At 56.2% G+C, this 23670-nt stretch carries 24 protein-coding genes; 15 read left to right on the forward strand and 9 right to left on the reverse strand.

The window, feature by feature from the left end; translation table 11 throughout:
- The first annotated feature begins 54 nt into the window (after positions 1-54).
- The 6 genes from mtrA to secA all read left to right on the forward strand — a co-directional run bounded on the left by mtrA (position 55) and on the right by secA (position 8676).
- A complete protein-coding gene (mtrA, locus tag ACXM2N_RS02690) occupies positions 55-732 on the forward strand; it encodes an MtrAB system response regulator MtrA (protein ID WP_458489770.1) in 678 nt (225 codons plus the stop codon).
- A 64-nt stretch (positions 733-796) separates the two neighbouring features.
- Entirely contained in the window at positions 797-2560 is a 1764-nt protein-coding gene (mtrB, locus tag ACXM2N_RS02695; RefSeq protein WP_458490971.1) for an MtrAB system histidine kinase MtrB, read from the forward strand.
- A complete protein-coding gene (lpqB, locus tag ACXM2N_RS02700; protein ID WP_458489772.1) occupies positions 2557-4308 on the forward strand; it encodes an MtrAB system accessory lipoprotein LpqB in 1752 nt (583 codons plus the stop codon). Before mtrB ends, lpqB begins: the two co-directional genes overlap by 4 nt.
- 172 nt (positions 4309-4480) lie before the next feature.
- Positions 4481-5101, forward strand: a complete 621-nt coding sequence (locus ACXM2N_RS02705; protein ID WP_458489774.1) for a ComF family protein — start codon at positions 4481-4483, stop codon at positions 5099-5101.
- Between the two features lie 138 nt (positions 5102-5239).
- Positions 5240-5896, forward strand: a complete 657-nt coding sequence (gene hpf, locus ACXM2N_RS02710) for a ribosome hibernation-promoting factor, HPF/YfiA family (RefSeq protein ID WP_458489776.1) — start codon at positions 5240-5242, stop codon at positions 5894-5896.
- Between the two features lie 206 nt (positions 5897-6102).
- A complete protein-coding gene (secA, locus tag ACXM2N_RS02715) occupies positions 6103-8676 on the forward strand; it encodes a preprotein translocase subunit SecA (protein ID WP_458489778.1) in 2574 nt (857 codons plus the stop codon).
- A gap of 58 nt (positions 8677-8734) precedes the next feature.
- On the opposite strand, the gene ACXM2N_RS02720 is transcribed toward secA, so the two are convergent.
- Complete coding sequence (locus tag ACXM2N_RS02720; RefSeq protein WP_458489780.1) at positions 8735-9070, reverse strand: hypothetical protein; 336 nt, start codon at positions 9068-9070, stop codon at positions 8735-8737.
- Positions 9071-9401: 331 nt separating this feature from the next.
- On the opposite strand from ACXM2N_RS02720, the gene ACXM2N_RS02725 reads away from it, so the two are divergent.
- The 4 genes from ACXM2N_RS02725 (at position 9402) to ACXM2N_RS02740 (ending at position 12898) form a co-directional block, all read left to right on the forward strand.
- Positions 9402-9812: an HAD-IA family hydrolase gene (locus tag ACXM2N_RS02725; protein ID WP_458489782.1), complete on the forward strand. Its 411-nt coding sequence runs from the start codon at positions 9402-9404 to the stop codon at positions 9810-9812.
- Complete coding sequence (locus tag ACXM2N_RS02730) at positions 9812-10318, forward strand: DUF6912 family protein (protein WP_458489784.1); 507 nt, start codon at positions 9812-9814, stop codon at positions 10316-10318. Before ACXM2N_RS02725 ends, ACXM2N_RS02730 begins: the two co-directional genes overlap by 1 nt.
- Positions 10319-10496: 178 nt before the next feature.
- Positions 10497-11546: a ferredoxin reductase gene (locus ACXM2N_RS02735; protein ID WP_458489786.1), complete on the forward strand. Its 1050-nt coding sequence runs from the start codon at positions 10497-10499 to the stop codon at positions 11544-11546.
- A 29-nt stretch (positions 11547-11575) separates the two neighbouring features.
- Complete coding sequence (locus tag ACXM2N_RS02740; protein ID WP_458489788.1) at positions 11576-12898, forward strand: fatty acid desaturase family protein; 1323 nt, start codon at positions 11576-11578, stop codon at positions 12896-12898.
- Positions 12899-13166: 268 nt separating this feature from the next.
- On the opposite strand, the gene rsgA is transcribed toward ACXM2N_RS02740, so the two are convergent.
- Together rsgA and aroA are read right to left on the reverse strand one after the other, a co-directional pair.
- The gene (rsgA, locus tag ACXM2N_RS02745; RefSeq protein WP_458489790.1) at positions 13167-14192 is read right to left on the reverse strand and encodes a ribosome small subunit-dependent GTPase A; all 1026 of its coding nucleotides are present in this window, start codon (positions 14190-14192) and stop codon (positions 13167-13169) included.
- On the reverse strand, positions 14185-15492 hold the full coding sequence (gene aroA, locus ACXM2N_RS02750) for a 3-phosphoshikimate 1-carboxyvinyltransferase (protein ID WP_458489792.1): 1308 nt from the start codon (positions 15490-15492) through the stop codon (positions 14185-14187). Before aroA ends, rsgA begins: the two co-directional genes overlap by 8 nt.
- Positions 15493-15511: 19 nt before the next feature.
- Between aroA and ACXM2N_RS02755 the strand changes: the two genes are divergently transcribed.
- Positions 15512-16210 carry an SOS response-associated peptidase gene (locus ACXM2N_RS02755; protein ID WP_458489794.1) on the forward strand — a complete coding sequence of 233 codons (699 nt, stop codon included), beginning with the start codon at positions 15512-15514 and terminating at the stop codon, positions 16208-16210.
- Here ACXM2N_RS02755 and ACXM2N_RS02760 read toward each other — a convergent pair.
- Entirely contained in the window at positions 16196-16768 is a 573-nt protein-coding gene (locus tag ACXM2N_RS02760) for a nucleotidyltransferase domain-containing protein (protein WP_458489796.1), read from the reverse strand. The two genes, ACXM2N_RS02755 and ACXM2N_RS02760, sit on opposite strands and share 15 nt — an antisense overlap.
- A complete protein-coding gene (gene ybaK, locus ACXM2N_RS02765; protein ID WP_458489798.1) occupies positions 16765-17253 on the reverse strand; it encodes a Cys-tRNA(Pro) deacylase in 489 nt (162 codons plus the stop codon). The genes ACXM2N_RS02760 and ybaK overlap by 4 nt, the downstream gene beginning before the upstream one ends.
- 127 nt (positions 17254-17380) lie before the next feature.
- Here ybaK and ACXM2N_RS02770 point away from each other — a divergent pair, with 127 nt between their 5' ends.
- The 3 genes from ACXM2N_RS02770 to ACXM2N_RS02780 all read left to right on the forward strand — a co-directional run bounded on the left by ACXM2N_RS02770 (position 17381) and on the right by ACXM2N_RS02780 (position 19705).
- On the forward strand, positions 17381-18019 hold the full coding sequence (locus tag ACXM2N_RS02770) for a sigma-70 family RNA polymerase sigma factor (RefSeq protein WP_458489800.1): 639 nt from the start codon (positions 17381-17383) through the stop codon (positions 18017-18019).
- Positions 18016-18291, forward strand: a complete 276-nt coding sequence (gene rsrA / locus ACXM2N_RS02775) for a mycothiol system anti-sigma-R factor (protein ID WP_458489802.1) — start codon at positions 18016-18018, stop codon at positions 18289-18291. Before ACXM2N_RS02770 ends, rsrA begins: the two co-directional genes overlap by 4 nt.
- Positions 18292-18496: 205 nt before the next feature.
- A complete protein-coding gene (locus ACXM2N_RS02780) occupies positions 18497-19705 on the forward strand; it encodes an NAD(P)-dependent malic enzyme (protein ID WP_458489804.1) in 1209 nt (402 codons plus the stop codon).
- Between the two features lie 249 nt (positions 19706-19954).
- On the opposite strand, the gene ACXM2N_RS02785 is transcribed toward ACXM2N_RS02780, so the two are convergent.
- Positions 19955-20029, reverse strand: coding sequence for a 50S ribosomal protein bL37 (locus ACXM2N_RS02785; protein WP_370443781.1), 75 nt, complete (start codon positions 20027-20029; stop codon positions 19955-19957).
- 113 nt (positions 20030-20142) lie between these two features.
- Complete coding sequence (locus tag ACXM2N_RS02790; protein ID WP_458489806.1) at positions 20143-20403, reverse strand: WhiB family transcriptional regulator; 261 nt, start codon at positions 20401-20403, stop codon at positions 20143-20145.
- Between the two features lie 634 nt (positions 20404-21037).
- On the opposite strand from ACXM2N_RS02790, the gene ACXM2N_RS02795 reads away from it, so the two are divergent.
- Complete coding sequence (locus ACXM2N_RS02795; RefSeq protein WP_458489808.1) at positions 21038-21466, forward strand: hypothetical protein; 429 nt, start codon at positions 21038-21040, stop codon at positions 21464-21466.
- A 75-nt stretch (positions 21467-21541) separates the two neighbouring features.
- Here the strand turns inward: ACXM2N_RS02795 and ACXM2N_RS02800 are convergent, their stop codons facing one another.
- Together ACXM2N_RS02800 and ACXM2N_RS02805 are read right to left on the reverse strand one after the other, a co-directional pair.
- Positions 21542-22246 carry a FadR/GntR family transcriptional regulator gene (locus ACXM2N_RS02800; protein ID WP_458489810.1) on the reverse strand — a complete coding sequence of 235 codons (705 nt, stop codon included), beginning with the start codon at positions 22244-22246 and terminating at the stop codon, positions 21542-21544.
- Between the two features lie 95 nt (positions 22247-22341).
- Positions 22342-23631: an Rv3212 family protein gene (locus ACXM2N_RS02805; protein WP_458489812.1), complete on the reverse strand. Its 1290-nt coding sequence runs from the start codon at positions 23629-23631 to the stop codon at positions 22342-22344.
- Positions 23632-23670: the final 39 nt, after the last annotated feature.

Consider the following 23670-nt stretch of genomic DNA (forward strand, 5'->3'; position numbering starts at 1 on the left):
TCGACTACGATTGCCCCTAATACCCCTTTTCACCTTAAAGACCAAAGGAAAACCATGGCGTTGAAGATTCTCGTCGTAGACGATGATCCAGCAATCTCCGAGATGCTCTCCATCGTGCTGGAGTCGGAGGGCTTCAGTACGGTTGCTGTGACCGACGGTGCCGTTGCTGTAGAGACGTTTCAGCGTGAGAAACCAGACCTGATCCTGTTGGACCTCATGCTCCCTGGTATGAATGGCATTGATATTTGCCGCGCCATTCGCCAGGAATCCTCTGTTCCAATCGTGATGTTGACCGCCAAGACGGATACCGTAGATGTAGTGCTGGGCCTCGAGTCAGGTGCTGATGATTACGTAAATAAGCCGTTCAAGCCAAAAGAACTGGTAGCCCGCATCCGTGCGCGCCTGCGTCGCACCGAGGATGAGCCGACTGAGCTACTAGAGATTGGTGGCCTCAGCATTGACGTGCCAGGTCATGAGGTCAAGCGCGGTGATGAGGAAATCCAGCTCACGCCATTGGAGTTTGACCTCCTCCTCGAGCTGGCTTCTAAGCCTGGTCAGGTGTTTACTCGTGAGGAGCTACTGCAGAAGGTGTGGGGCTACCGCAACGCAAGTGATACCCGCTTGGTTAACGTTCATGTGCAGCGCCTGCGCGCCAAGATCGAGGAAGACCCAGAGAACCCGCAGATCGTTCTTACCGTCCGTGGTGTTGGATACAAGACTGGTCAGGAATAAGCACTAACCTTCACAGGCCCTAAGCTACTTTGGGGCCTGTTGGTTATTGTGGCGAAAGTTGAGCATGCAAACTCTCCAAAGATTCCAAAAGCGTTTGGTGCACCAGTGGCGTACCTCGCTCCAAACCCGTGTGTTGGGCTCCATTCTGGCGGCGTCTACCGTCGTGATGGTGCTACTGGCGCTGGTGTTGGTGAGTTTCGTGACCCAGAATCTGATTGATTCCAAGCTTGACGTTGCCAATTCTGAAATTGACCGAGCGCGGGTGACGGTAGAGCAGCAGGTGGACGCCACCGGTGTGTCCTCTACACTGCAAACGCGCCTGAATGCTGCGCGTGCGGCCCTAGCATCACGGTCGGGTGCAGGTGCCGATGGGCAAGCAGTGTATGAAGCCGTCATCGTGGTGAACAATCCTGACGGTTCAGTGGTGGCATCGCCTGAGGGCTACCGTATCCCAGAGCGACTGCGCTCTTTCGTCTCCCAAAATCAGATCTCATTTCAGTTCGCCACCATCGATCGCCCGGACGGGAACCCGTACAAAGCGCTGATCATTGGCTCACCAACGGAGACGGACATTCCAAATCTGCAGGTTTATCTGGTGATGAGCATGGAGAACGAGGAAGCTACGCTGGCCCTGCTGCGCGGATTGTTCTCCGCGGCGGCAGTAGTGCTGGTGGTCCTCCTGGTGGGCATCACGTGGCTGTTGATCCAGCAGGTGATTGCACCTGTACGTTCCGCCTCCCGTATTGCAGAGCGTTTCTCTTCCGGGCACCTGCGTGAACGCATGGTGGTTGACGGTGAGGACGAGATGGCGCGTCTAGCACTGAGCTTCAACTCTATGGCCGAAAGTCTGTCCAAGCAGATTCAGCAGTTGGAGGATTACGGCAACCTGCAACGACAGTTCACCTCGGATGTCTCTCATGAGCTCCGCACACCAATCACGACGGTGCGCATGGCGGCAGACATGATCAATGACAGCAAGGATGATTTGCCGCCACATGCGCAGCGCGCGTCTGCGTTGATGGTGCACGAACTGGACCGCTTTGAGGCCTTGTTGGCGGATCTTTTGGAGATCTCTCGCCATGATGCCGGTGTTGCGGACTTGGCGGATTCTGAGGTGGATATCCGCACCTGTGTGGACTCTGCCAAGAGCCAAGTGGACCACCTTGCGGAGGAACTTGGCGTCACGCTGGTGATAAACATGCCTGAGGAACCGGTGAGTGTGCGTGCAGACTCTCGGCGTATTGAGCGCGTTCTACGCAACCTCTTGGCTAACGCAATCGATCACTCCGAAGGCCGCCCCGTTACTCTCACATTGGCCGAAAACGACGAGGCCGTCGCGGTCACGGTGGAAGACAATGGTGTGGGACTGAAGTCCGGCCAAGAAGATCTTGTATTCAACCGATTCTGGCGTGCGGATCCGTCACGTGTACGTCACTCCGGTGGCACTGGTTTGGGACTCGCTATCTCCCGCGAGGACGCTGTTTTGCATGGTGGCACACTCGATGCCATAGGCCAAGAGGGAGTAGGCACCATGTTCCGACTGGTTCTGCCTAAGACTCCAGGCGATGCCATCCACCGTGCGCCGTTGGAGCTTAAGGTGCCACCACTGCACATTGAGCAGACGGTTACCCCGGAGGAGCTTTCCGACGCCCCCCAGCGCCCGGCACTCCCGGAGACGCCAGTAGCGGATCCAGTTAAGGACGAGCCAGCACCAAAGGTGCTGGCCGACGAAGACATCGTGGATGAGGCTGAGCTAGCGGACTTCTACGACCCAGACTTTGATGATGTTGAAGGTCCTCAGAACGCTGAACCGGAAGGGGAGAAGTGAAGAAGCAACTCATCGCGTTGATTGCAGGAACATCCTTGTTGTTGACCAGCTGCACAACGCTTCCATCATCTTCCGAACCACAGGCACTGCGTAGCTTTGACGCCCAGGCGCCAGCAGAAGGCCAGGGCCCAGAAGACGGCCAAGCTCCGGACCTCCTCGTCCGTGACTTTTTTAGCGCGAACGCCCGCCCAAGCCAGCAATATCAGGTCTCCCGTAGCTATCTGACTCCTGAGATGGCGGAGCAGTGGCGGCCAACTACAACCATTACCGTGGTTGATCGACTAGATGTGAATTCTGCGATACCTGACCCGTCCAGCAGCGAGGCTCGGCCGATTCAAGATGGCTCGAGGACCTTAAGCTATGACGTGCGAGGCAGGGTAGTGGGCACCGTAAGTCCGGGAGGTGGATACGTCCCAGCCAATGAGGAGTTCAGCGAGCAACTACAACTTGAGCAGGTGGATGGCCAGTGGCGCATCAGCGACGCTCCGGATCAAGTCGTGATCGAGCGAAACTTGTTGCGCAATCACTACCAGCCGCATAATGCGTATTTCTTTGATCCTGGCGGAACCACCCTAGTACCGGATCGCCGCTGGATTTTTAGTGGCACATCCTCGCTTGATTCGGCGATGATCTCGGTGATTGTCAACGGTCCTTCGGCCTCGTTGGCACCAGGCGTGATGAATGAGCTGGCCCCAGAGGCCACCTATGCAGGCGTGATCGACGGCGAGTACAACATAACGGGCCTTACTGACCTAGATGATGATGCGCGGCGCCGCCTGACCGCGCAGTTGGTGTGGACACTGGCGTTGGCGGACATTCCGGGACCCTACAACTTCAATTTTGACGGCACTTCCGTAGCCTTGGGCAAGAATGGATCCACAGACTTGACTGTGGAGGACTTCGCTGAATTTAATCCACGAGCTTATTCCGCTAGTGTCACGGGCTTGTACGCAGTTCGCGAAGGTGCACTCAACCTCATAGGCGAGGGCAGTCCTACCCCAGTTGACGGCGAGCTAGGCAGCGTTAACAACATCGAAAGCGCTGATATCTCCTCGGCGTCCAACATTGTGGCGGCGGTGACTACTCGCGGACGTGGAAATAACAAACGTTCTACGTTGGAACTGGCTACGGTCGATGGGCAAACAAGCGAGGTGCTGGAGGCACAAACGCTCACGCGGCCTACGTTCGAGCTGAATTCGAACAGTGTATGGACCGTCCTAGACGGGACGAAGGTAGCCCGGATTTCGCGATCCGCAACCACCAATGAGCTCGCCCAAACCGAGGTGGATACCACGGCGCTGGGAGACAACTTTGGCGCAATATCGGTACTCCGGCTCTCCTACACCGGTGTCCGTGCTGCCTTTATCATTGACGGTCGCGTGTACGAGGCAATAGTGTCGCGTCCAAACGCGGGTGAGCGAAAGCTCACCAACGTGCAAGAACTGTTGCCGGCGCAGGATTTGGCGGCGGTGTCACTCGACTGGGATGCTGACGGCGCGTTGATCGTTGGTACTGCAAACCCTGACACCCCAGTGTGGCGCATCGAACAAGATGGATCCTCCGGCCAGCCATTGTCGTCATCTAACGTCACGGCACCTGTGGTATCGGTGGCCGCGGCATCAGACGCCACCTACGTGACCGACTCCCGAGCCACCCTAGAACTGGGCATTTCTGGTGCGGCCTCGAACTTCTGGCGAGAGATTCCAGGTATTGAAGGCGAGCGCTCGATCGTCATCGTCCCGCGGTAAACACCCGCTTCCAGCGGGGTTTGCCTAGGAGCTACCCCAGGCTTTTAGGTTGCGCCTCAGTCTGCAGCGGATTGTTAATAACCTTTATGCTGCGGGTGCGGTTATCCACAGATTCTGGATCTGAAGTCAAGATCACCTCCTGCCTTGCTGCGGATATGCCACGGTATGAGACATGTTTGAGCTTTTACTACCCGTAAGCTGCGCCGGGTGCGGAGTGGCCGGTGTGCGCGTGTGTGATGAGTGTAAGGCGCAATGGACTGGCCTGCCTCAGCGTATTACCACTCGAGCGGATCCCCACGCGCCAATCTGGTCCCTTGGCCCGTACGGTGGTTCTCGCAGGCGTGCACTCATCGCCCTCAAAGAACGTGGCCGTCGCGACGTTGCGCGCCCTATGGGTGCGGCGATCGGCGCGGCCGTGCGCTTCCTTATCGCTTGCGGAGAGTTAGATGAGGATATCCTGCTGGTACCTGCGCCCACCAGCAGGGCTTCTGCGCGCAAGCGTGGTGGGGATCCAGTGATGAGAATGATTCTGAACACTGGCTTTGACGTGTGGAAAGCGGTGGAACACACCCGTGGTGTTAAGGACTCAGTGGGTTTGGACGTTCAAGGCAGGCGTAAGAATTTGGCTGGCCATGTTCGCTTTACCGGTGCCACAACCATGCCGTCACCCGAGCGAGGGGTGTTGGTGGTTGATGATGTGATCACAACGGGGGCAACGATGGCGGTAACTCTTGCGGTGCTGACCAGCGCGGGAGTGAAGGTGAGGGGAGGGTTGGGGTGGAGTAACGCGTAATAGATAAAACAATGTGGCGCAAAGGTTATGACCAGATGTATTCTTAAGTAGGAAGTTGATCCCGACCACGTAGGGTAGGCCAGAGTAATCCCACTCACAGGCTTGCCGTGGCGGCTTACCAGGAAGGTACGTGAATTTATGACCACGCCTGCTGACAACAACGAGACCTTGGGTCCAGACGTCAAGGTAACCATCACTGGCCGTAACGTAGAGGTGCCGGAGCACTTCGCGGAGCGTGTCAATGGCAAGCTTGCAAAGATTGCTCGACTGGACCCCACTCTCACTTTCTTCCACGTAGAGCTTCAGGCGGAGCGTAACCCACGTCGCGCTGATGAGTCTGATCGTATTCAGATCACCGCAACCGGTAAGGGTCATATTGCGCGTGCTGAGGCTAAGGAAGACTCCTTCTACGCAGCACTGGAAACGGCACTGCACCGCATGGAGCGCTCTCTGCGTAAGGTAAAGGCACGTCGTTCCATTTCCATGTCCGGTCACCGCGCGCCTGTTGGTACCGGCGAGGCTGCAGCTCAGCTGGTTAAGGAAGCTGAGGAAGCTCAGGTTGGTAAGTACGATGTGGATCCATACGCGGACAAGGTTGAGGATGTAGTTCCTGGTCAGATCGTTCGTGAGAAGGAACACCCAGCTATTCCGATGTCCGTAGACGATGCTCTCAGCGAAATGGAGCTCGTGGGCCATGACTTCTACCTCTTCGTGAATGAAGAGACTGGCCGCCCAAGCGTGGTCTACCGTCGTCATGCATACGATTACGGCTTAATCACGTTGGCAGAATCTTAAATACCGTGCGGCGCCTAGAATGCGCCCACTGTAAGTAGATTGTGGAGGCACTCGGTGAGTACACCGGGTGCCTCTCGCATGTGGTTCAGTAAGACTCGCAGGCAATCCCTAGTTTGCTTACGGGCTCGGTTCAGCTTTTCCACAGTGTTGTGCGTACAATAGCTGGTTAAAAGTGATTTCTATTTAAAGATAAGGGATTAGTGCACGTGTTTGGACTTTCCAAGATGCTCCGCATGGGTGAGGGGCGCGCAGTAAAGAGGCTCGACAAGATTGCTGACCAAGTGTTGGCTCTTGAGTCAGAGTACGAGGCGCTCACTGATGACGAGCTCAAGGCAAAGACCGTCGAGTTTAAGGAGCGTCTCGCAGCCGGTGAGACCGTTGATGACCTCGTGCTGGAAGCATTCGCTACTGCCCGTGAGGCATCGTGGCGAGTTCTGGGACAAAAGCACTACAAGGTGCAGGTCATGGGTGGCGCAGCGCTTCACTTTGGCAACGTAGCCGAGATGCGCACCGGTGAAGGCAAGACCTTGACATGTGTGCTTCCTGCTTACCTAAACGCACTTGAGGGCAAAGGCGTTCACGTCGTCACCGTGAATGATTACTTGGCCAAGCGTGACGCCGAGTGGATGGGTCGTGTCCACCGCTGGCTCGGCCTTGAATGCGGTGTGATCTTGTCTAATATGCGCCCAGAGGAGCGTCGTAAAGCTTACAACGCGGATATTACCTACGGCACTAACAACGAGCTCGGCTTCGATTACCTGCGTGACAATATGGTTCGTAATCTGAACGATCTGGTTCAGCGTGGCCACCACTACGCGATCGTGGACGAGGTTGACTCCATCCTCATTGATGAGGCTCGAACGCCACTCATTATTTCCGGCCCCGTAGACGGATCTTCCCAGTGGTATTCCGTTTTTGCTCAGCTGGCACCACGCATGAAGCGCGACATCCATTACGAAGTGGACGAGCGCAAGCGCACCGTGGGTATCAAGGAAGACGGTGTTCAGTACGTTGAAGATCAACTGGGTATTGATAACCTGTATGCTCCAGAGCACTCTCAGCTTGTTTCCTACATCAACAATGCGCTGAAGGCTAAGGAGTTGTTCGTTCGCGATAAGGACTACATCGTGCGCAACGGTGAAGTCTTGATCGTTGATGCTTTCACTGGTCGCGTTCTAGCGGGTCGCCGTTACAACGAGGGCATGCACCAGGCTATCGAGGCCAAGGAAAATGTAGAGATCAAGAACGAAAACCAGACTCTGGCTACCATTACTCTGCAGAACTACTTCCGCCTTTATGACAAGCTCGCCGGCATGACCGGTACCGCTGAGACTGAGGCTGCCGAGCTGCACCAGATTTACAAGCTCAACGTTATCCCAATTCCGCCAAACCGCACTCCGCAGCGAGAGGACCTGACGGACCTGGTGTACAAGACCCAGGAAGCAAAGTTTGCCGCTGTAGTTGATGACATTGCTGAGCGCGTGGAAGCTGGCCAGCCCGTTCTTGTTGGTACTACCTCCGTGGAGCGTTCAGAGTACCTTTCCAAGCTGCTCCAGCGCCGACACATCAAGCACAACGTACTGAACGCTAAGTTCCACGAGCAGGAAGCTCAGATCATCGCCAAGGCCGGCCTGCCGGGCGCGGTCACCGTTGCTACCAACATGGCTGGTCGAGGCACTGACATCGTGCTTGGCGGTAACCCGGACATCATTGCTGACATTAACCTGCGAGAGCGCGGACTTGACCCTGTCGAGACTCCAGAAGAGTACGAGGCAGCGTGGGACGATGAGCTCGCAAAAGTGAAGGCTCGAGGCAAGGAAGACGCTGAAAAGGTTCGCGCCGCGGGCGGACTGTACGTCCTAGGCACCGAGCGCCACGAGTCCCGCCGTATTGACAACCAGCTTCGTGGACGCTCCGGCCGTCAGGGTGACCCGGGCACTACCCGCTTCTACCTGTCTATGCGTGACGAGCTAATGGTTCGCTTCGTTGGCCAGTCCATGGAAAACATGATGAACCGTCTGAACGTCCCAGATGATGTGCCAATTGAGGCAAAGATGGTTACTAACTCAATCAAGGGCGCGCAGGCTTCTGTTGAGAACCAGAACTTCGAAATGCGTAAGAACGTGCTGAAGTATGACGAAGTCATGAACTCTCAGCGCAAGGTGATCTATGCGGAGCGCCGCGAGATCCTCGAGTCCGCGGACATCTCTAAAAACATCCAGTCCATGATCGATGAGACCATCAACGCTTACGTTGACGGCGAAACCGCTGAGGGTTACTTGGAGGACTGGGACCTCGATGCTCTATGGAATGCGCTTGAGTCCTTGTACGGCCCTACCTTCAGCCACGAAGAACTGGTAAACGGCTCCGAATACGGTGCGCCGGGCGAGCTGTCTCAAGCGGACCTGCGTGAGGCACTGCTCAAGGATGCACACGCGCAGTACGCGGACCTAGAGGCACGCGTGGCGGCTATCGGTGGCGAGCAGCAGATGCGCAATGCTGAGCGCATGGTCATCTTGCCGATCATTGATCAGAAGTGGCGCGAGCACCTTTATGAGATGGATTACCTGAAGGAGGGCATCGGCCTGCGCGCGATGGCACAGCGCGATCCTTTGGTGGAATACCAGAAGGAAGGTGGCGACATGTTCAACGCTATGAAGGACGCCATCAAGGAAGATACCGTGCGCAATTTGTTCATGCTGCGTAAGCAGTTCGAGCAGGCCGAACAGATGCAGGCAGCGCAGGTGCAGTCGGCTGATAACGAGGAGCCTCAGGACTAAGGTTCTCTTAGACTGTGGAAGGGGCGTGAGCATTTAGCTCACGTCCCTTCTAGCTTGTTTAGGCGGTGACTTCCAAGGAGTTGAGTACCAGCCTGCGTGGTGAGTCTTCGAAGGTGGCGAAGTAGCCATAATAGTGCCCTGCACAGATGACGGTACCCACCAGTTGGAGACCTCCGTTGTCTGAATGAGCGTGGGAGGATAGTAGTCGGGTAGGGCCGCGGGCGGGACGCGGCTGCATGTTGGAATCCTTACCCGCCCTGAGGCATGCGATCAGCGTTGGGGAGAAGGTGCGCTTGTGGAGTCGGCTTGGTGGCCGCACTCCAAAGTAGGTGGCTAGAGCGATGGCAACGAGAGCTGTGGCCTGGTTGACGCTGTCATGTAAAACCGGAGACATCTTCCTGCGCTGGGGTGGCTGAAGCCGGTGTAGATGTGTGAAACCGGGGATAGGGGCGAAAGTGTTCATGTAAATGCCTTTGCATTTCATGTGCCCGATTCGGATAAAGGTGGCTTGCGGGTAATACTAACTCGAATATTTAAGTTTTAGCTACCGTTTTGGGAAAACCGCAGTTAGAAGGCTTGAGGGGACTGATATATAAAAAATATTCAATAATGGCGGAAGAAATTCAGCGCGATTCACTGTATTGTGATGTTTCTTGAGATCAAAAGTGCCAAAACTTAAAGGTGTGGCGCATTCAGTACAAGTGTGAAAGGTGAATCAGCTTCCTGTGCGTGGACTAATTGTGGATTACGTAGGTGTTCTTGACGGCAGTGACGAGGATCAGCGCCGCTGGCGCAACCTGTTCCAAGCGGCACGCCAAAATGGTGTGGCCTTGGCAGTTCTGTCTAATGACCCTGGTGGAGCTGGTGCTGACCATATTCGTGTTTTGCAGACCCAGGGCATTGTTGACGCTGTAGTGCTTTCCGGTGAAATTGGTGCGGAGAAGCCGCATGAGGCTGCTTTTCAGGCTGCTGCGGACGCGATTGAGCTGCCGATGAACGATTGCGTGATGGTGGATGACTCCATCCTTAACGTGCGAGGTGCTGTGGAATCTGGCCTTGTAGGTGTGTACTACCAGCAATTTGATCGTGCTGTCGTGGAAATTCAGGGGCTATTCGGTATCGAAGGTGACTTCTAATGCGCGTTTACATTCCGGCTACTTTTGCCATGCTTGCGCAGTTGCGTGATAGTGGCACGTTTACTGCGCGCTCTGGTTATGGCTTTGCTGTAACTCCTGCGCTGCGTGAGTACTTCACTGCTGGTGATGAGGAGGACTTTGCGGAGTACGCCTTTGATGAGGCGTCCCGTGCCTCCCTGCGTCTGCTTGCCATCGGGGACGAGGAACAGTTCCCTCATCGTCGCGTTGTCATTAGCGTGGATGTGGATGATCACAAGGCTACAAGCGATCCAGAGCTTGGTGAGGCAGTGGTAAAACTCAACCCGGCGCAGATCACTTTCGATGATGTAGCTGCCATTCACATCGATGTAGAGTCCAGCGAGGAAGCTACCGCCAAGGCAATCAAGGTAGTTGATGAGGCGGATCTTGGAGAGGAAGAAGCTGAGCTGGCAGTGGGTGACGCACTGGATAATTTCCTAGCGTGGTATGACCCATCTGAGCTCAACATGCTGGTTGAGCTTCTCTAGGGTGAAACCGAGTAGAGGGTGTTTGTGGATTTTTCCACGAACACCCTTTTTGTGTGCCTAGGTGGGGAAACGTTTCGAGGGCAAACTTTTAGGGGCAAAAGCTAGACAACGCACTCGAATCAACGTAAGCTACTAAAACGTAAGTTACTACAACGTAGCTGAGGAATGTGAGAGGTTTATGGCGAAAGACCGTCTAGCTCCTGTGCGTGGAATTCTGAAAAAATTGACCACGCCACTGCTGCCAGATGATTACTCCGCACTGCTCAACCCACTGTGGTCCACAAGAGAGCTGCGGGGAAGGATTGTGAGCGCTACCCGTGAGGGGGAGGTTGTCCACCTTGAGATTGAGACCGGTTGGGGAGTTCCCACCACGTTTGAAGCTGGCCAATACATCGGGCTAGGCGTCCTGCTGGATGGTCGCTACACGTGGCGCAGTTACTCGCTGACCAATACACCCGATACCAACGGCAAAACCATGTCCATCACCGTACGCGCGGTGGAGAAAGGCAAGTTGAGTAATCACTTGGTTGGTACCGTCACGTCAGGCACGGTAATTCGCCTGTTGGCACCGGCCGGTGACTTCCACTTGTCTAACCCAGTTCCAAAAAAGCTGGCCTTCATTGCGGCCGGTACGGGCATCACCCCTGTGATTGCGATGCTGCGCACCATGGAGAGTCGTGGTGAGTTGGAACAATCTGACGTCACGCTGTATCACTCCGCTCGCACCCAGGACGGTTTGCTGTTTGGTCCCGAGCTCGAAATGATGGCTGCGAACCACCAACGATTCACCTACATCCCGCGGATCACCAGCGCTCAAGGCCGCCTGGGCACCCAGGAATTGCCCATCTCCTCAGACGTGGTGATCTATGCCTGCGGGCCAGCGAAGATGCTGGATGAGCTTGAGAATTGGGCCCAGGAGAACGGCATCGATATCAAGACCGAGCGCTTTCTGCTGGATCGCTCCGGCACCTCCGCGCAGGGTGGAACCATCACCTTTGGAACCAAGGGGCAGGTGGCTGCCGATGGTGCCACCACCATCCTGGAGGCCGCGGAGTCCCAGGGCATTCAGGTGCCCTTTGGCTGCCGCATGGGCATCTGCCACACATGCACCCGTCCGCTTGTTGACGGTGAAGCCATGAATCTTCGCACCGGCGAGGCGTATGAAAAAGGCGCGCGCATCCGTACTTGTGTTTCTGTCGCATGTGGCGACGTGGAAATTGACGTGTAGACACGCTACGCGCAGAAAGGAATTATCCCATGGCTATTGACAACATTCAGTCTTATGCCCACCTTAGCGATAAAGATATCGAGGATATCGGCGCTCGACTAGACAAGATTAAAAATGACATTGTGGCGGATCTTGGCCCTAAGGACGTTGCGTACATCAAGAACCTCATTCGCGTGCAGCGCGGTCTTGAGGCGGCATCGCGTATTGCCCTCCTGTTTAGCGGTAACAAGAAGATGTGGTGGGCTGGTTACACCATGCTCTCTACCGCCAAGATTCTGGAGAACCTCGAGATCGGCCACAACGTTTTGCACGGCCAGTGGGACTGGATGAATGACCCGGTGATCCACTCCACCACGTGGGAATGGGATATCGTGTGTCCATCCAGTCAGTGGATGCACTCCCACAATTACGTCCACCACACCTACACCAACGTGTTGGGCATGGACAACGATGTCGGATACGGCATTCTGCGCGTTACCCGTGACAAAAAGTGGTCCACCCTCCATACTTTCCAGCCAGTGGTTAACACCGTACTGGCCACCCTGTTTGAATGGGCAGTAGGTTACTACGACGTGGAGCTAGGCAAGTTCTTCGCTGGCCGCTCCACGTGGGCTGAGACCAAGGAGAAGTTCTGGGAGACCACCCGCAAGGCTGGCCGACAGGTAGCGCGCGACTTCGTGTTCTACCCAGCGTTGTCTGGCCCGAACTTCTTGGCCACGGCTGGAGCCAATTTAGCTGCGAACATTACTCGTTCCGTATGGGCGTACGCTGTCATCTTCTGCGGACACTTCCCAGATGAAGCGGAGACCTTCACCAAAGAGCAATTCCGCACCGAGGATCACAACCAGTGGTACTTGCGTCAGATGCTGGGCTCTGCAAACTTCCACGGTGGCAAGCTGCTGACCATTATGTCTGGCAACCTGAATTACCAGATCGAGCACCACCTATTTCCGGATATGCCATCCAACCGTCTTGCCGCCGCTGGCAAGCAGGTTCAGCAGCTCTGCAAAGAATACGATTTGCCCTACAATGTGGATTCTTTCCCGGCGCAGCTTTTGAAAGTCCAGAAAACTCTGCTGAAGCTGACTCTGCCGAACAAATACCTCGTGGCTGACCCCGATAATGCCCCTGAGGTGCGCTCCAACCGTGCATTCACTAAGAATCCAGTTGTCGAGGCCTCCTTAGGTGTCCAGGAAGGTGGCCGTCAAGGTTTGGCATCCGGCCTCAAGATGCTGAAGAAGTTGCGCCCTTCCATCAAAGATATGGCTCTCATCTACTCCGGCCGACGTCCAAAGAAGGACCTCAACATTAACCCGCGCTTTGAGCGTCAAAACGTGGCTCAGGCAGCCTAAATTACACAAATGATCCGCACCAGCCAGGTGCGGATCATTTTTATGCCCTAACGGCTGCGTTCAAGAATCACATGTGGCCACGTGATGGGAGGCGGGGCGTTTTGAGGGAGTGGTACAAGAATCTAAACTTTGTGCACTTTTTCTTGCGCAATGTGTCTAGAAACGGCGCAAAGTTTAGTTTTTTGTCCCGTCCCTATGTAAAAGCCTGAACTGTCACACGTCCAATGACTCCAAGGGGCTGAGGCATGAGGCTGTAGCTGTGGCTCTTCTAAGCCCAGTCATCGTTACTGCGAAGTGCTACCAGGAGCTTGCGTACCGCAACGATCCTCCGGCCGGTAGGGGAGTCGGGATCTACGGTATCCAGTGCACACTCGGGGTCTGCTGGCGGGCCTACATGGGTGCAGCCACGGGGACAGTCTTCGATGAGGTCGCGCATATCATCAAATACACGCACTACCGTGTCAGCATCCACGTGTGCGAGGCCGAAGGAACGAATGCCTGGGGTGTCCACAATCCATCCGCCGCCTGCAAAGCCATGTTCAGGGGTGAGCCTGAGCGCGACGGCCTGGGTGGAGGTATGGCGTCCCTTGCCAACGCCGGAGACCTCACCGGTCTCGCGGTAGGCGTCTGGAACCAGGCGGTTCACCAGTGTGGACTTACCCACTCCCGAGTGTCCGATCAGGGCGGAGATGGAGCCTTCCACGATGTCCTTGACCTCTGACAGGGGATCGTTGATTCCACAAATGACTACCGGCACGTTCAGGGATTCGAACTCAGCGGCAAACTCGGTGGGGTCAGCTAAGTCCGATTTAGTGAGGCAGATGATGGGCTGAAGGTTGCCTACAAATGCCGCCACGAGTGCGCGTTCCACGAAACCGGAGCGCGGTTGGGGATCAGCAACTGCGGACACGATCAGCAGTTGTGTGGCGTTGGCCACCACGATGCGCTCGTACGGGTCCGTATCGTCTGCAGTACGGCGCAGGACGGAAGTTCGTTCCTCCAGCTTCACGATGCGTGCCAAGGTACCTGGTTTTCCAGAGGTATCGCCAACGATACCCACGCGATCTCCCACCTCAACTGCGGTGCGGCCCATCTCTCGGGCGCGCATGCATACTACTGGTTCCGTACGGCCATCGAGGATGACACCCCAGCGGCCGCGGTCCTTGGTAATGACCATTCCAAACTCTGCATCATCGTGTTTGGGGCGGTCTTTGGTGCGTGGTTTTGATCCCTTGCCCGGGCGGATGCGTACGTCAGACTCATCCCATGAACGACGATTGGAGCTTCTAGCCACGCAGCATCGACTCCCACATGTTTTCAAAACCGGGCAGAGTCTTGGCGGTGGTAGCGATGTTCTCTACCTCGATGTCAGCCACAAGTCCCAAGATGGCACCGGCAGTGGCCATCCGGTGATCCTCGTAGCTCATCCATGCGCCACCGGTGAGCTCAGATGGCTCGATGAGCAGGCCGTCGGAAAGCTCGGTGCACGCGCCACCCACTCGGTTGATCTCAGCGGCGAGGGCTGCCAGGCGGTCGGTTTCGTGCCCGCGTAAATGGGCGATGCCGGTGAGCCGAGATTCGGTGCTTGCCACCGCGGCCAACGCTGCCACAGTGGGGGTGAGTTCACCGATATCACTCATGTCGATCTCAATTCCGCGCAGCTTGCCGCCCTTCGGCCCCGTGACGGTGAGGTTGTAGTGATCGCCCACAGCCTCAAGCTCAACGGTGGCGCCCATGCGTTCGAGGATGTCGCGGATGACGTCGCCAGGTTGGGTTGTGCGAACAGGCCAGTGCTCAATGGTGACGCTGCCACCCGTCACGGCCGCGGCCGCCAAGAAAGGGGTCGCGTTGGACAGATCAGGCTCCACTCGCCAGTTTTTCGCCGCAATTGGTCCAGGGGAGACAGTCCACTGGTGTTCCACTGTTGTGTCAACAGTGATCCCCGCTTGGCGGAGCATGTCAACGGTCATCTCAATGTGAGGCATGGACGGTAGTTTGCCGCCGACGTGCTTCAACACCATGCCGGAGGAATACCGTGGAGCGGCCAGAAGCATGCCGGAAACGAATTGAGAGGATGAAGACGCGTCAATCTCAATGACTCCACCATCTGGGTTGCCGGTGCCGGAGACCTCGAACGGCAGGCTGTCTCCGCGTACCTCGGCACCCGCAGCGCGCAAGGCGCTCAGAATCTGTCCCATTGGCCGTTTGCGGGCCTGGGGGTCGCCGTCGAAGAACACGGTGCCCTTTGCTAGTGCTGCTACTGGGGGCACGAAACGCATTACGGTGCCAGCCAAACCACAGTCGATTGCTCCGCCTTTGAGCACGCCCGGTGTGACATGAATGGTGGTGTCAGGGGTTCCGATGGACTCGCTGACCATGTCCACAGTGCACCCCATGGTATTTAGCGCCTTGGCCATCAGTGTGGTGTCACGGCTGACCAACGCGCCGGTGATAGTGGATGGGCCGTCTGCAAGGGCCGCAAGAATCAACGCACGGTTAGTGATCGACTTGGAGCCTGGAACTGCAACGGTTGCATTCACTGGTGCAGATGCGCGCGGTGCTGGCCAGAATTCATGAGCGCTGTTATTCGACATGTGTTCCATAATAGAGGCTATGTGCGGAAGATTCGTTTTGTTCAGTACCTCCGAGGACACCCAGTCGGCGCTGTTTGACGTCCCATTCGCGGACGTCCATGCGCCCGAGGGACTGCCACCTGCTCGGTACAACATCGCGCCCACTCAAGTTATCCCCATTCTGCGGGCGACAAGCGCGAACGAGGCCATGGTGGAGCCTGCTCGCTGGGGCTTGTTTCCGCGCTGGAAGAAGGATGATTCCGGCCCACCACTGTTTAACGCGCGGGCTGAAACCCTACGAGACAAGCCCAGTTTCCGAGACGCCTTCAAGCATGGCCGTTGTGCGATCCCCATGGACGGTTACTACGAGTGGAGTGATTCCCCAGAGTTAGCGGCAGGCGCAGAGACTGGTAGGAAGATTCCGTATTGGATCACCACAGGCGAGGTCATATGGGTGGCGGGGCTGTGGGCTACGGGGTTAGATCAGCTCTCGGCCACCATCGTCACTACTGATTCCGCGCCGCCACTGGACGTGGTTCATCATCGCATGCCTCGTTTCCTTGCACGCGATGAGATCAAGCAGTGGCTCTTGGGTAGTCCCAGTGAAGCGGCTGAGCTCCTGACCCCAGCGCGCAGCGAGGTTATCGAGGCCTTCAGGCTTACCCCCGCTGATCCTGCGGTGGGTAACGTTCGCAATGACTACAAGGAGCTTATCGACGGCCCACTAGAGCTCTTCTAGCAGCGTGCTCAGCCACGCCAGCATTTGCTCTGCGGTCATGTGTGGGCGCGGCTGCGCCCAATTGAATGTCCCGCGTACGGCTGCGCCGTGCAACACGGAGGTGAAGCAGGCCTGCTTGTTCAGGAACTCCATGTCCGGTGTTTCTCCGGCCACGATGGAGTGGACCAGCATGTGGTAGACGGTGGCAGCTGATGCGCGGGCACCGGTGACAATGTCCTCGTGGTCAAGGCTGGGGAGCACATCTTCCAAGGTGCCGTAGTAGGCGTGAGTATCCGCAAAGAAGCCCGGTAGTTCATGGCGCGGCCAGTGGAAGAGGTCCTCCACGGTGGCAGTGAAGCCGTGTGCGTGCTGGCCGTGGGGGAGTGAGTCCAGCGTGGTTCGGTAAGCGTGCAACGTGGACATGTCCATTTCGCGGAAGATGACCGCGATATCGATGTCCGACTCCGGCGTTGCCGTGCCTCGGCGATAGCTACCCTGCAGTCCAACGAACACAAGGTTGTTACCAAACTGGGCCTTCAGCGCGTGCACTGCTTGGTTCATCCACTCGGAGATATTCATGCTTTGACGTCCGCAAAAGTTGCGCTAGTAACGGCAGCAAGGTCCGCTGGAGCTAGCTCGATATCCAGCCCACGCCGGCCACCAGAAACGAAGATGGTGTCGAAGGCCTGGGCGGAGGCGTCAATGACTGTGTCTAGTGGGCGCTTCTGCCCGATAGGGGAAATCCCACCGGGGATGTATCCGGTGGAACGCTCCGCATCGTGTTGATCCGCCATGTGCGCCTTGGACGCACCAAATGCTACGGCTGCCTTCTTGAGGCTGAGCTGATGCGTTACGGGCACGCAGACTACAGCCAGCCTGCGTGGCTTGAGTTCCACAATCAACGTCTTGAAAATCCGGCTAGGTTCCACGCCCAGAGCCGCGGCTGCGTGATCACCAAAATGATCTGTGCCACCCTCGAACGTGCTCACCGCATGTTTGATGCCCTCCCGTTCTAATAGTTGCAACGCTGGTGTGCCACCCTTTGCTCTTGCCTTTTTTGCCATGGATACATTCTCTCACTGAGAGCGCGCCGTGCGGAAAAAGTTGAAAACTAGTGGCGAAAGGCATGGTGAGGCAAAAGTCGCTACGCTTTATAGAGAACGAAAAAGCCTAAGGAGGCGTACTACACACGTGGCAGCACAAAAAAACCGCAAGCCGCCCGCGCCGGGATCGGAACTGGAGAAGATCTTTGAGCAAGAGGCTCTGCCTCTCCTAGACCAGCTCTACGGAGGTGCATTGCGCATGACCCGCAACCCCTCAGATGCGGAAGATCTTGTGCAGGAAACCTACATCAAGGCATTCCAGGCCTTCGAGTCCTTTACACCAGGTACCAACCTTAAGGCTTGGTTGTACCGCATCATGACCAACAACTACATCAATTCTTATCGCAAGAAGCAGCGTCAGCCCCACCAGTCTTCTGCAGATGAAGTCACCGACTACCAGTTGTTGGACTCCGCCTCGCATGCTTCCACGGGCTTGGAATCAGCGGAAGTTGAGGCACTGAAGAACCTGCCAAACAAGCGCATTGCGCAGGCTATGAATGATCTTTCTGATGACTACCGCATGGTGGTTTACTACGCCGATGTCGAAGGTCTGCCGTACAAGGAAATCGCGGAAATTATGGATACCCCGCTAGGTACCGTCATGTCTAGGTTGCACCGTGGAAGAAAACAGCTCCGCGGCGCGTTGAAGGACGTAGCACGCGAACATGGCATTGGCGTAGACCATGCAGACAAGGCACAAAGCACTGAGAAGGTGGACGTGAAATGAGCCAACAAGATAACTGCGGCTGCAACGACTGCACCTGTGACGACTTCAACCTAGGGATGTTCGCCCTTTTGGATCGCGAACTCACTGATCAAGAATGCGCGCGCCTCAATGCGCACATTGAAAACTGCGCTACCTGTTCAGAAGCGGTTGCCAACGAGGAAGCCATTCGTGCGTTACTTAAGCAGTGCTGTTGCGGCAAGGCGCCCGATACCCTGCGTGAGAAAATCACCTATTCCATCCGCGTGGAACGAACCACCTACTACAGCTCCTAATGGGCAGTTTTTATCCACTCCACTGAATTTTATTACCTCCCGTGTCTGGCAAGGTGCGGGAGGTTTCGTGCGTTTTTACCCCCGATTACGCTAGGAGGGTGCTCCAGATGAGGGGATATATGTCACACAAGCGCATAGAAACCGTTGGTTCGTCGTAGGCTACTGTGCAAACTTTCTCGAGTTACCGTTGGGAACCTTTTACATCATGTCCTATTTCAAGCTCTTCGATGTTAAGACTGAAGATCTCACCATGGAGGAGATCCTTGCAGCCCACGAGGGCGGCAAGCTCTCTGTCACTTCCGCACGTCCGTTGCGCAACAAGCACGACTTGTCTCTTGCCTACACTCCAGGTGTAGCGCGCGTGTGTACGGCTATTGCGGAGGACCCATCGCTTGCTCGGGATTACACCGGCGTGGGGCGCACAGTGGCAGTGATTTCCGACGGCACCGCGGTGCTGGGTTTGGGTGATATCGGTCCAGCGGCGGCACTGCCGGTGATGGAGGGCAAGTGTCAGCTGTTTACCAACTTCGTGGGCGTCAACGCAGTGCCCATTGTCTTGAATGAGAAGGACCCAGACAAGCTCATTGATGCCATAGCCGCGATTGCACCGTCTTTTGGCGCCATTAACCTGGAAGACATTTCTGCTCCTCGTTGCTTCGAAATCGAGCGCCGATTGGACGAGCGTCTAGACATCCCTGTGTTCCATGATGATCAGCACGGCACCGCCATTGTGTTGACCGCAGGCATCCGTAACGCTTGTAAGCTCACCGGCCGTAAGCTGGCCAACCTGCGCGTGGTTGTTTCCGGTGCCGGTGCCGCTGGCGTGGCATGTACCAAGATGCTCGTGGATGCTGGCGTTAAGGACATCGTTGTCCTTGACTCTCACGGCATTATTGAGTCTTCCCGTGAGGACCTGACTCCTATTAAAAAGGAACTGGCAGAGATCACGAACCCCCGAAACATCAAAGGCGGTAAAAAAGAGGCCTTCAAGGGGGCCAGTGCGTTCATCGGACTCTCCCGTGGCACTATTGGAGAGGACCTCCTGCGCACCATGGATGAGGATCCGCTCCTGTTCTCCCTAGCTAACCCTGACCCAGAGATTCCGATGGAGCTGGCTAGGAAGTATGGCTCCGTCGTAGCAACCGGACGTTCTGACTTGCCAAACCAGATCAACAACGTGCTGGCCTTCCCTGGAATTTTCCAAGGTGCCTTCGCTGCCAAAGCAACCAGTATTACACCAGCGATGAAGCTGGCTGCGTCTGAGGCGATCGCAAGCATCATCACTGACAAGCAGCTAGATGTGGATTACATCATTCCATCTGCGCTTGACCCACGCGTGGCTCCAGCTGTGTCTACAGCGGTGGAAATTGCTGCCCGTGAGGAAATGGGCACCCTTGCAGAAAAGGAACGCTGAATGCGATGAGCGCACTGCCGAGCCGCCTAGTCTTATGGCTAGGCGGCTTCCTTTTGTAGGCCACAACCGCCGGGGAGCGCAATCTCATGGCGAGCAGACGAGTGTGGTCTGTCTTAGCGTGGGCGCGTGAGTAGTGGAATCATGCGGAGGCGCGCTTACGATGTTTCGTCGTAGGCGATGCATACGGGGCTAAATGGAAAGCAGCCTGCAGAGTTTATCTGCAGGCTGCTTTCTGTATCAGGCTTTGACTTATGCGTTTGGACGCTTGCCGTGATTAGCCTTCTTCTTGCGGCGATCCTTACGCTTACGGCCACGCTGGCTCATTGCGGTCTCCTCACTACTAGGTAAATTTCTATCAGTGTAGTTTAGTCGCAGTGATGGGTGGTGACGAAATCAGCGCCCTCAAGGGGTGAGGCGAAGGGCGCTTGTAGTGCGCTTTAAACGGTTGCGCGTGCGCGGCCGCGGCCACGGTTCTTGCGACGCTTGAGAGCGCGGCGCTCGTCTTCGCTCATGCCGCCCCAGACGCCTGCGTCCTGGCCGGTCTCGAGGGCCCATGCGAGGCACTCAGAGGTTACTGGGCAACGGTTGCAAACAATCTTTGCGGATGCGATCTGAGCAAGTGCTGGACCAGAGTTGCCGACTGGGAAGAACAGTTCTGGGTCTTCGTCGCGGCAAACTGCTTCGTGGCGCCAATCCATGTCATTTCTCCTTGTGGGTCAAAGTTATGTGTTTTTGGGTGCAGCAAACCAAAGTCCATGCGCTTGCGGGAAGCGCTGGTGCTTTCAATGTAGGGGAGTGAAGGTGGGGCGCGGTGCTTTCAACCAAGGTGGCTGTGTGGATTGCGCGTCGCTTTATCGTGCGGCTACCCAGTGGGGTAGAGACGGCGGTTGAGAAGGTGATTCCCTAGGTGAACCTGAGGGAAACGAATCCTTACCAGAAAGCGTCTCTGAAGTACGAATCAAATAATGTCATGCAATCGGTTTCTAGGCTAGAGGTTTACGGCAAATTGTGACAAGTATTACAAAAAATATTCATCAGGACGTAGATCCCAGGCCGTTTTCCCCTTTGTTTTTGCTACAAAACTAGATTGATTGGGTGTACTGTTCTGCAGTTTTATCCTTTAGGGCTTGAGTTAAGCAAGTTTATGGTAGTCAAATCGGCAGTATGGTGGTCCTGGTGTGATTACCTCAGGTGAGCTTATTAAAGTTTGTTGATTGTGTGATGCAGGCAATGAAGGGCAATCGTTTGCACTGGTAGTGTGCCTGAAACTCATTGCGCGCTACGAACTCGAGCCTTTTTCAAGGACTCACAAAAACCGATACAATCCCTTCTGTGAGTAACCAAGGATTAACCCCACCGCAGCAAGTCCGCATAGGCGGAATCATAGGCATCGTTCAGTCCGTCATCGGTCTGGCATACGCACTCTTCTTGGCGGTGCGTGATCTGACTGGCGAGCGCGACTCATCCTTGGTGTACGAAACCGCGGATGCCAACACACACGTGGGCTTAGGTACGGCCATCTTCTTCATCATCATCTTCGGTGCAACCTTGGCCGGCGGAATTTTGATGATTCGCGGCGCTAAATGGGGCCGTGGGCCAACAATTATGCTGCAGATGATCCTGCTACTGAACTGCTGGTTCATGATCCAAGCGGGTCAGTGGTTCTTGGCCGCAGCTGTAGGCCTATCCTGCATCATTGGTCTAGCAATGCTCTTCAGTGGCCCTGCCGTAGCGTGGGCGGCCAACCGATACGGCTCTTAAACCAGGGTGGGGGCTTCGCCCCAAGAGCGAAAACCAAAGACTAAAGCGACAACCTCGCAGAGGTTGTCGCTTTCCTTATTCCTTCGCTGCCTTGAGCGCGATGGCGCGCCGCAGCGGTTCGTAGTGGGTGTCTACAAGCTCGTGGAAGCGCTCGATTTCACCGGAATGCAACGCGCGGACCATGGCCGCGTGGGCCTCGATGGTGATCTCGACATCTTCTGGCAGCCCCATGTCCATTTGCGGTAGCGCGGTCATGTGGACTTCCCAGAAGGCGTCGGAAAGTTCGCGCATGAGCGGGTTGGATACAGGTTCCAGAAGAGACGTGTGGAATTTGCGATCCTGTTCCGTCCAAGACCGACCCGCCTTGTGCTCGGCGCGCATCTCGTCCACGATCGCTAGCAGCGGTTCGATATCGCGACCCTCCCACACACCGATGAGCTCGGTAGCCACAGAGTGGTCAAAGCCTGCGCGGAGGTCGACGATGTGCGTGAGGTTAGCAAAGGATTCCTCGGCGGAAAGCAGCACGCGTAGGATCATGCCCTGAATCAACGGGCTCAGGGACATCGAGGAAACGTAGGTGCCATGGCCGTGACGAACCTCAACAATGTCCAGCGAGGAGAGAGTGCGCATAGCCTCGCGCACAGATGAACGTGAGCACCCGAGTGCCTCGCACAGCACGGTCTCGCTGGGCAGCGGGTCACCGTGAGTTAGGTGGTTATCGCGGATGTACTGCACGATACCCTCAGCTGCCATCTTTGATGCACTGGGCTGTCTCATCATAGTGTGCTGTCTCCTCGTTTAATACCACACAAAACTATCTACTAACTTAACCATCTTAGCTTGTCAGTGTAAGGAAATTTACCAACAATGTCGTACTAAGACGCAGCCTTCATAGCTACCACAGCACCGTCACGCTTCTCAATGATGGATGCGCCCGCGGTGTTCAGAGCAATTGGCCCCTCATAGTCGCCGCGATCTACCTTGATGGCACGTTCTATTTTTCCAGTGGACCAGTTAGCTACCGCGTAGCCTGATCTCGTAGGCACCACCAGGCGATCACCTAGTGCCACTCCCGTACCCGTTACTCCGGTGAAGATGCGGTCCACCTTCTGATCGGTGGGGCTGAACAGGTATAAGTTTGCGCCGTCAAACCAGGTCATGTGGTGTGGCAGATCCGCCACCGGCGGCTGGTACACTCCGTCCACTGCTTCCACGGCCGGAGCCTTCTCAACCTCTTGGCGTGCAAGCAGGATGCCGTCTTGGCTGTAGCTGTGGATCTGCGGGGTGGGGTCCTCTACGTAGATAGCTGCAGCCTCCTGGCCAACTGAAACCACCTGTGCGCCGTCAGGGACCTTAATTTCCTTGATGATCTCTGGCTTACGGGAGTCTTCCGGCGTGACTTTTTGCAGGCGTAGGTACGTGCCGTCCTTGCACACGTCCACCACTGCGAGCAACTCGGTGCGGGTGAGTGCAGAAGATATCGTGCAGTCATCATGAGGCTGCATGTCAGCTTCCTGCGGCGCCTCAACCTTGCCATATTCCACCGTGCGGACCATATCAGAACGCCACAGTTCAACCCGTTGCTGGGAGACCACGCCGACGCGGTCATTGGAGGAAACCGGCACGGTATGTTCCGAAGCAATTGCGGATCGGGTGTCGGAGTACTGACCCGTCTTGGAATCGATAGTGACCACGTCACCGCATCCCACACCCGTGGCATATGTGGCAACTACCTTGCCCCACGCTTGTCCCAATGAGCACAGCTGTTTATCACGCTCGTAGGACCAGAACACGTTGCCGGTGTGGTACTCGCGTGCGGTAAGCAGGGAACCGTCTTCCGTATTATCCGCGGAGATCACCAAGCCCTCCGAGACTATGGGGCGCGGCGAGGGATCGGCGCTGGGTGCAGCCCATGCCTCCTCAAGCTCGGTGGGAACGGAATCCGATGTTGGAGGCGCGGTGTATGCCTCGGCTGCTGGGATAAGTTCCGAGTGGCGGGCAGGTGCCGTTGCCCACACGCCAGCTACTGCTACGGCGCTGATACCGGCGATCAGGCCGGTGGCAATCCAGTTCTTCCTGCTTGCGCCCAGCACAGGCACGCTGCCGTGCGAGTCATGGTGCGCGGAAACAGGGGAGGAACCAGTGGGCGTTGGGGTGTTGTCCATAGTGCTCCCATTATGGCCATCAACCGGCGCAGATTCCAA

It is taken from the genome of Corynebacterium sp. ZY180755 (genome assembly GCF_054331495.1).

Coding starts and splice junctions, on each gene's coding strand:
- mtrA (WP_458489770.1), top strand. CDS start 55: ATGGCGTTGAAGATTCTCGTCGTAGACGATGATCCAGCAATCTCCGAG.
- mtrB (WP_458490971.1), top strand. CDS start 797: ATGCAAACTCTCCAAAGATTCCAAAAGCGTTTGGTGCACCAGTGGCGT.
- ACXM2N_RS02705 (WP_458489774.1), top strand. CDS start 4,481: ATGTTTGAGCTTTTACTACCCGTAAGCTGCGCCGGGTGCGGAGTGGCC.
- hpf (WP_458489776.1), top strand. CDS start 5,240: ATGACCACGCCTGCTGACAACAACGAGACCTTGGGTCCAGACGTCAAG.
- ACXM2N_RS02720 (WP_458489780.1), bottom strand. CDS start 9,070: ATGTCTCCGGTTTTACATGACAGCGTCAACCAGGCCACAGCTCTCGTT.
- ACXM2N_RS02730 (WP_458489784.1), top strand. CDS start 9,812: ATGCGCGTTTACATTCCGGCTACTTTTGCCATGCTTGCGCAGTTGCGT.
- ACXM2N_RS02735 (WP_458489786.1), top strand. CDS start 10,497: ATGGCGAAAGACCGTCTAGCTCCTGTGCGTGGAATTCTGAAAAAATTG.
- ACXM2N_RS02740 (WP_458489788.1), top strand. CDS start 11,576: ATGGCTATTGACAACATTCAGTCTTATGCCCACCTTAGCGATAAAGAT.
- aroA (WP_458489792.1), bottom strand. CDS start 15,492: ATGTCGAATAACAGCGCTCATGAATTCTGGCCAGCACCGCGCGCATCT.
- ACXM2N_RS02755 (WP_458489794.1), top strand. CDS start 15,512: ATGTGCGGAAGATTCGTTTTGTTCAGTACCTCCGAGGACACCCAGTCG.
- ACXM2N_RS02760 (WP_458489796.1), bottom strand. CDS start 16,768: ATGAATATCTCCGAGTGGATGAACCAAGCAGTGCACGCGCTGAAGGCC.
- ybaK (WP_458489798.1), bottom strand. CDS start 17,253: ATGGCAAAAAAGGCAAGAGCAAAGGGTGGCACACCAGCGTTGCAACTA.
- rsrA (WP_458489802.1), top strand. CDS start 18,016: ATGAGCCAACAAGATAACTGCGGCTGCAACGACTGCACCTGTGACGAC.
- ACXM2N_RS02780 (WP_458489804.1), top strand. CDS start 18,497: ATGTCCTATTTCAAGCTCTTCGATGTTAAGACTGAAGATCTCACCATG.
- ACXM2N_RS02790 (WP_458489806.1), bottom strand. CDS start 20,403: ATGGATTGGCGCCACGAAGCAGTTTGCCGCGACGAAGACCCAGAACTG.
- ACXM2N_RS02800 (WP_458489810.1), bottom strand. CDS start 22,246: ATGATGAGACAGCCCAGTGCATCAAAGATGGCAGCTGAGGGTATCGTG.
- ACXM2N_RS02805 (WP_458489812.1), bottom strand. CDS start 23,631: ATGGACAACACCCCAACGCCCACTGGTTCCTCCCCTGTTTCCGCGCAC.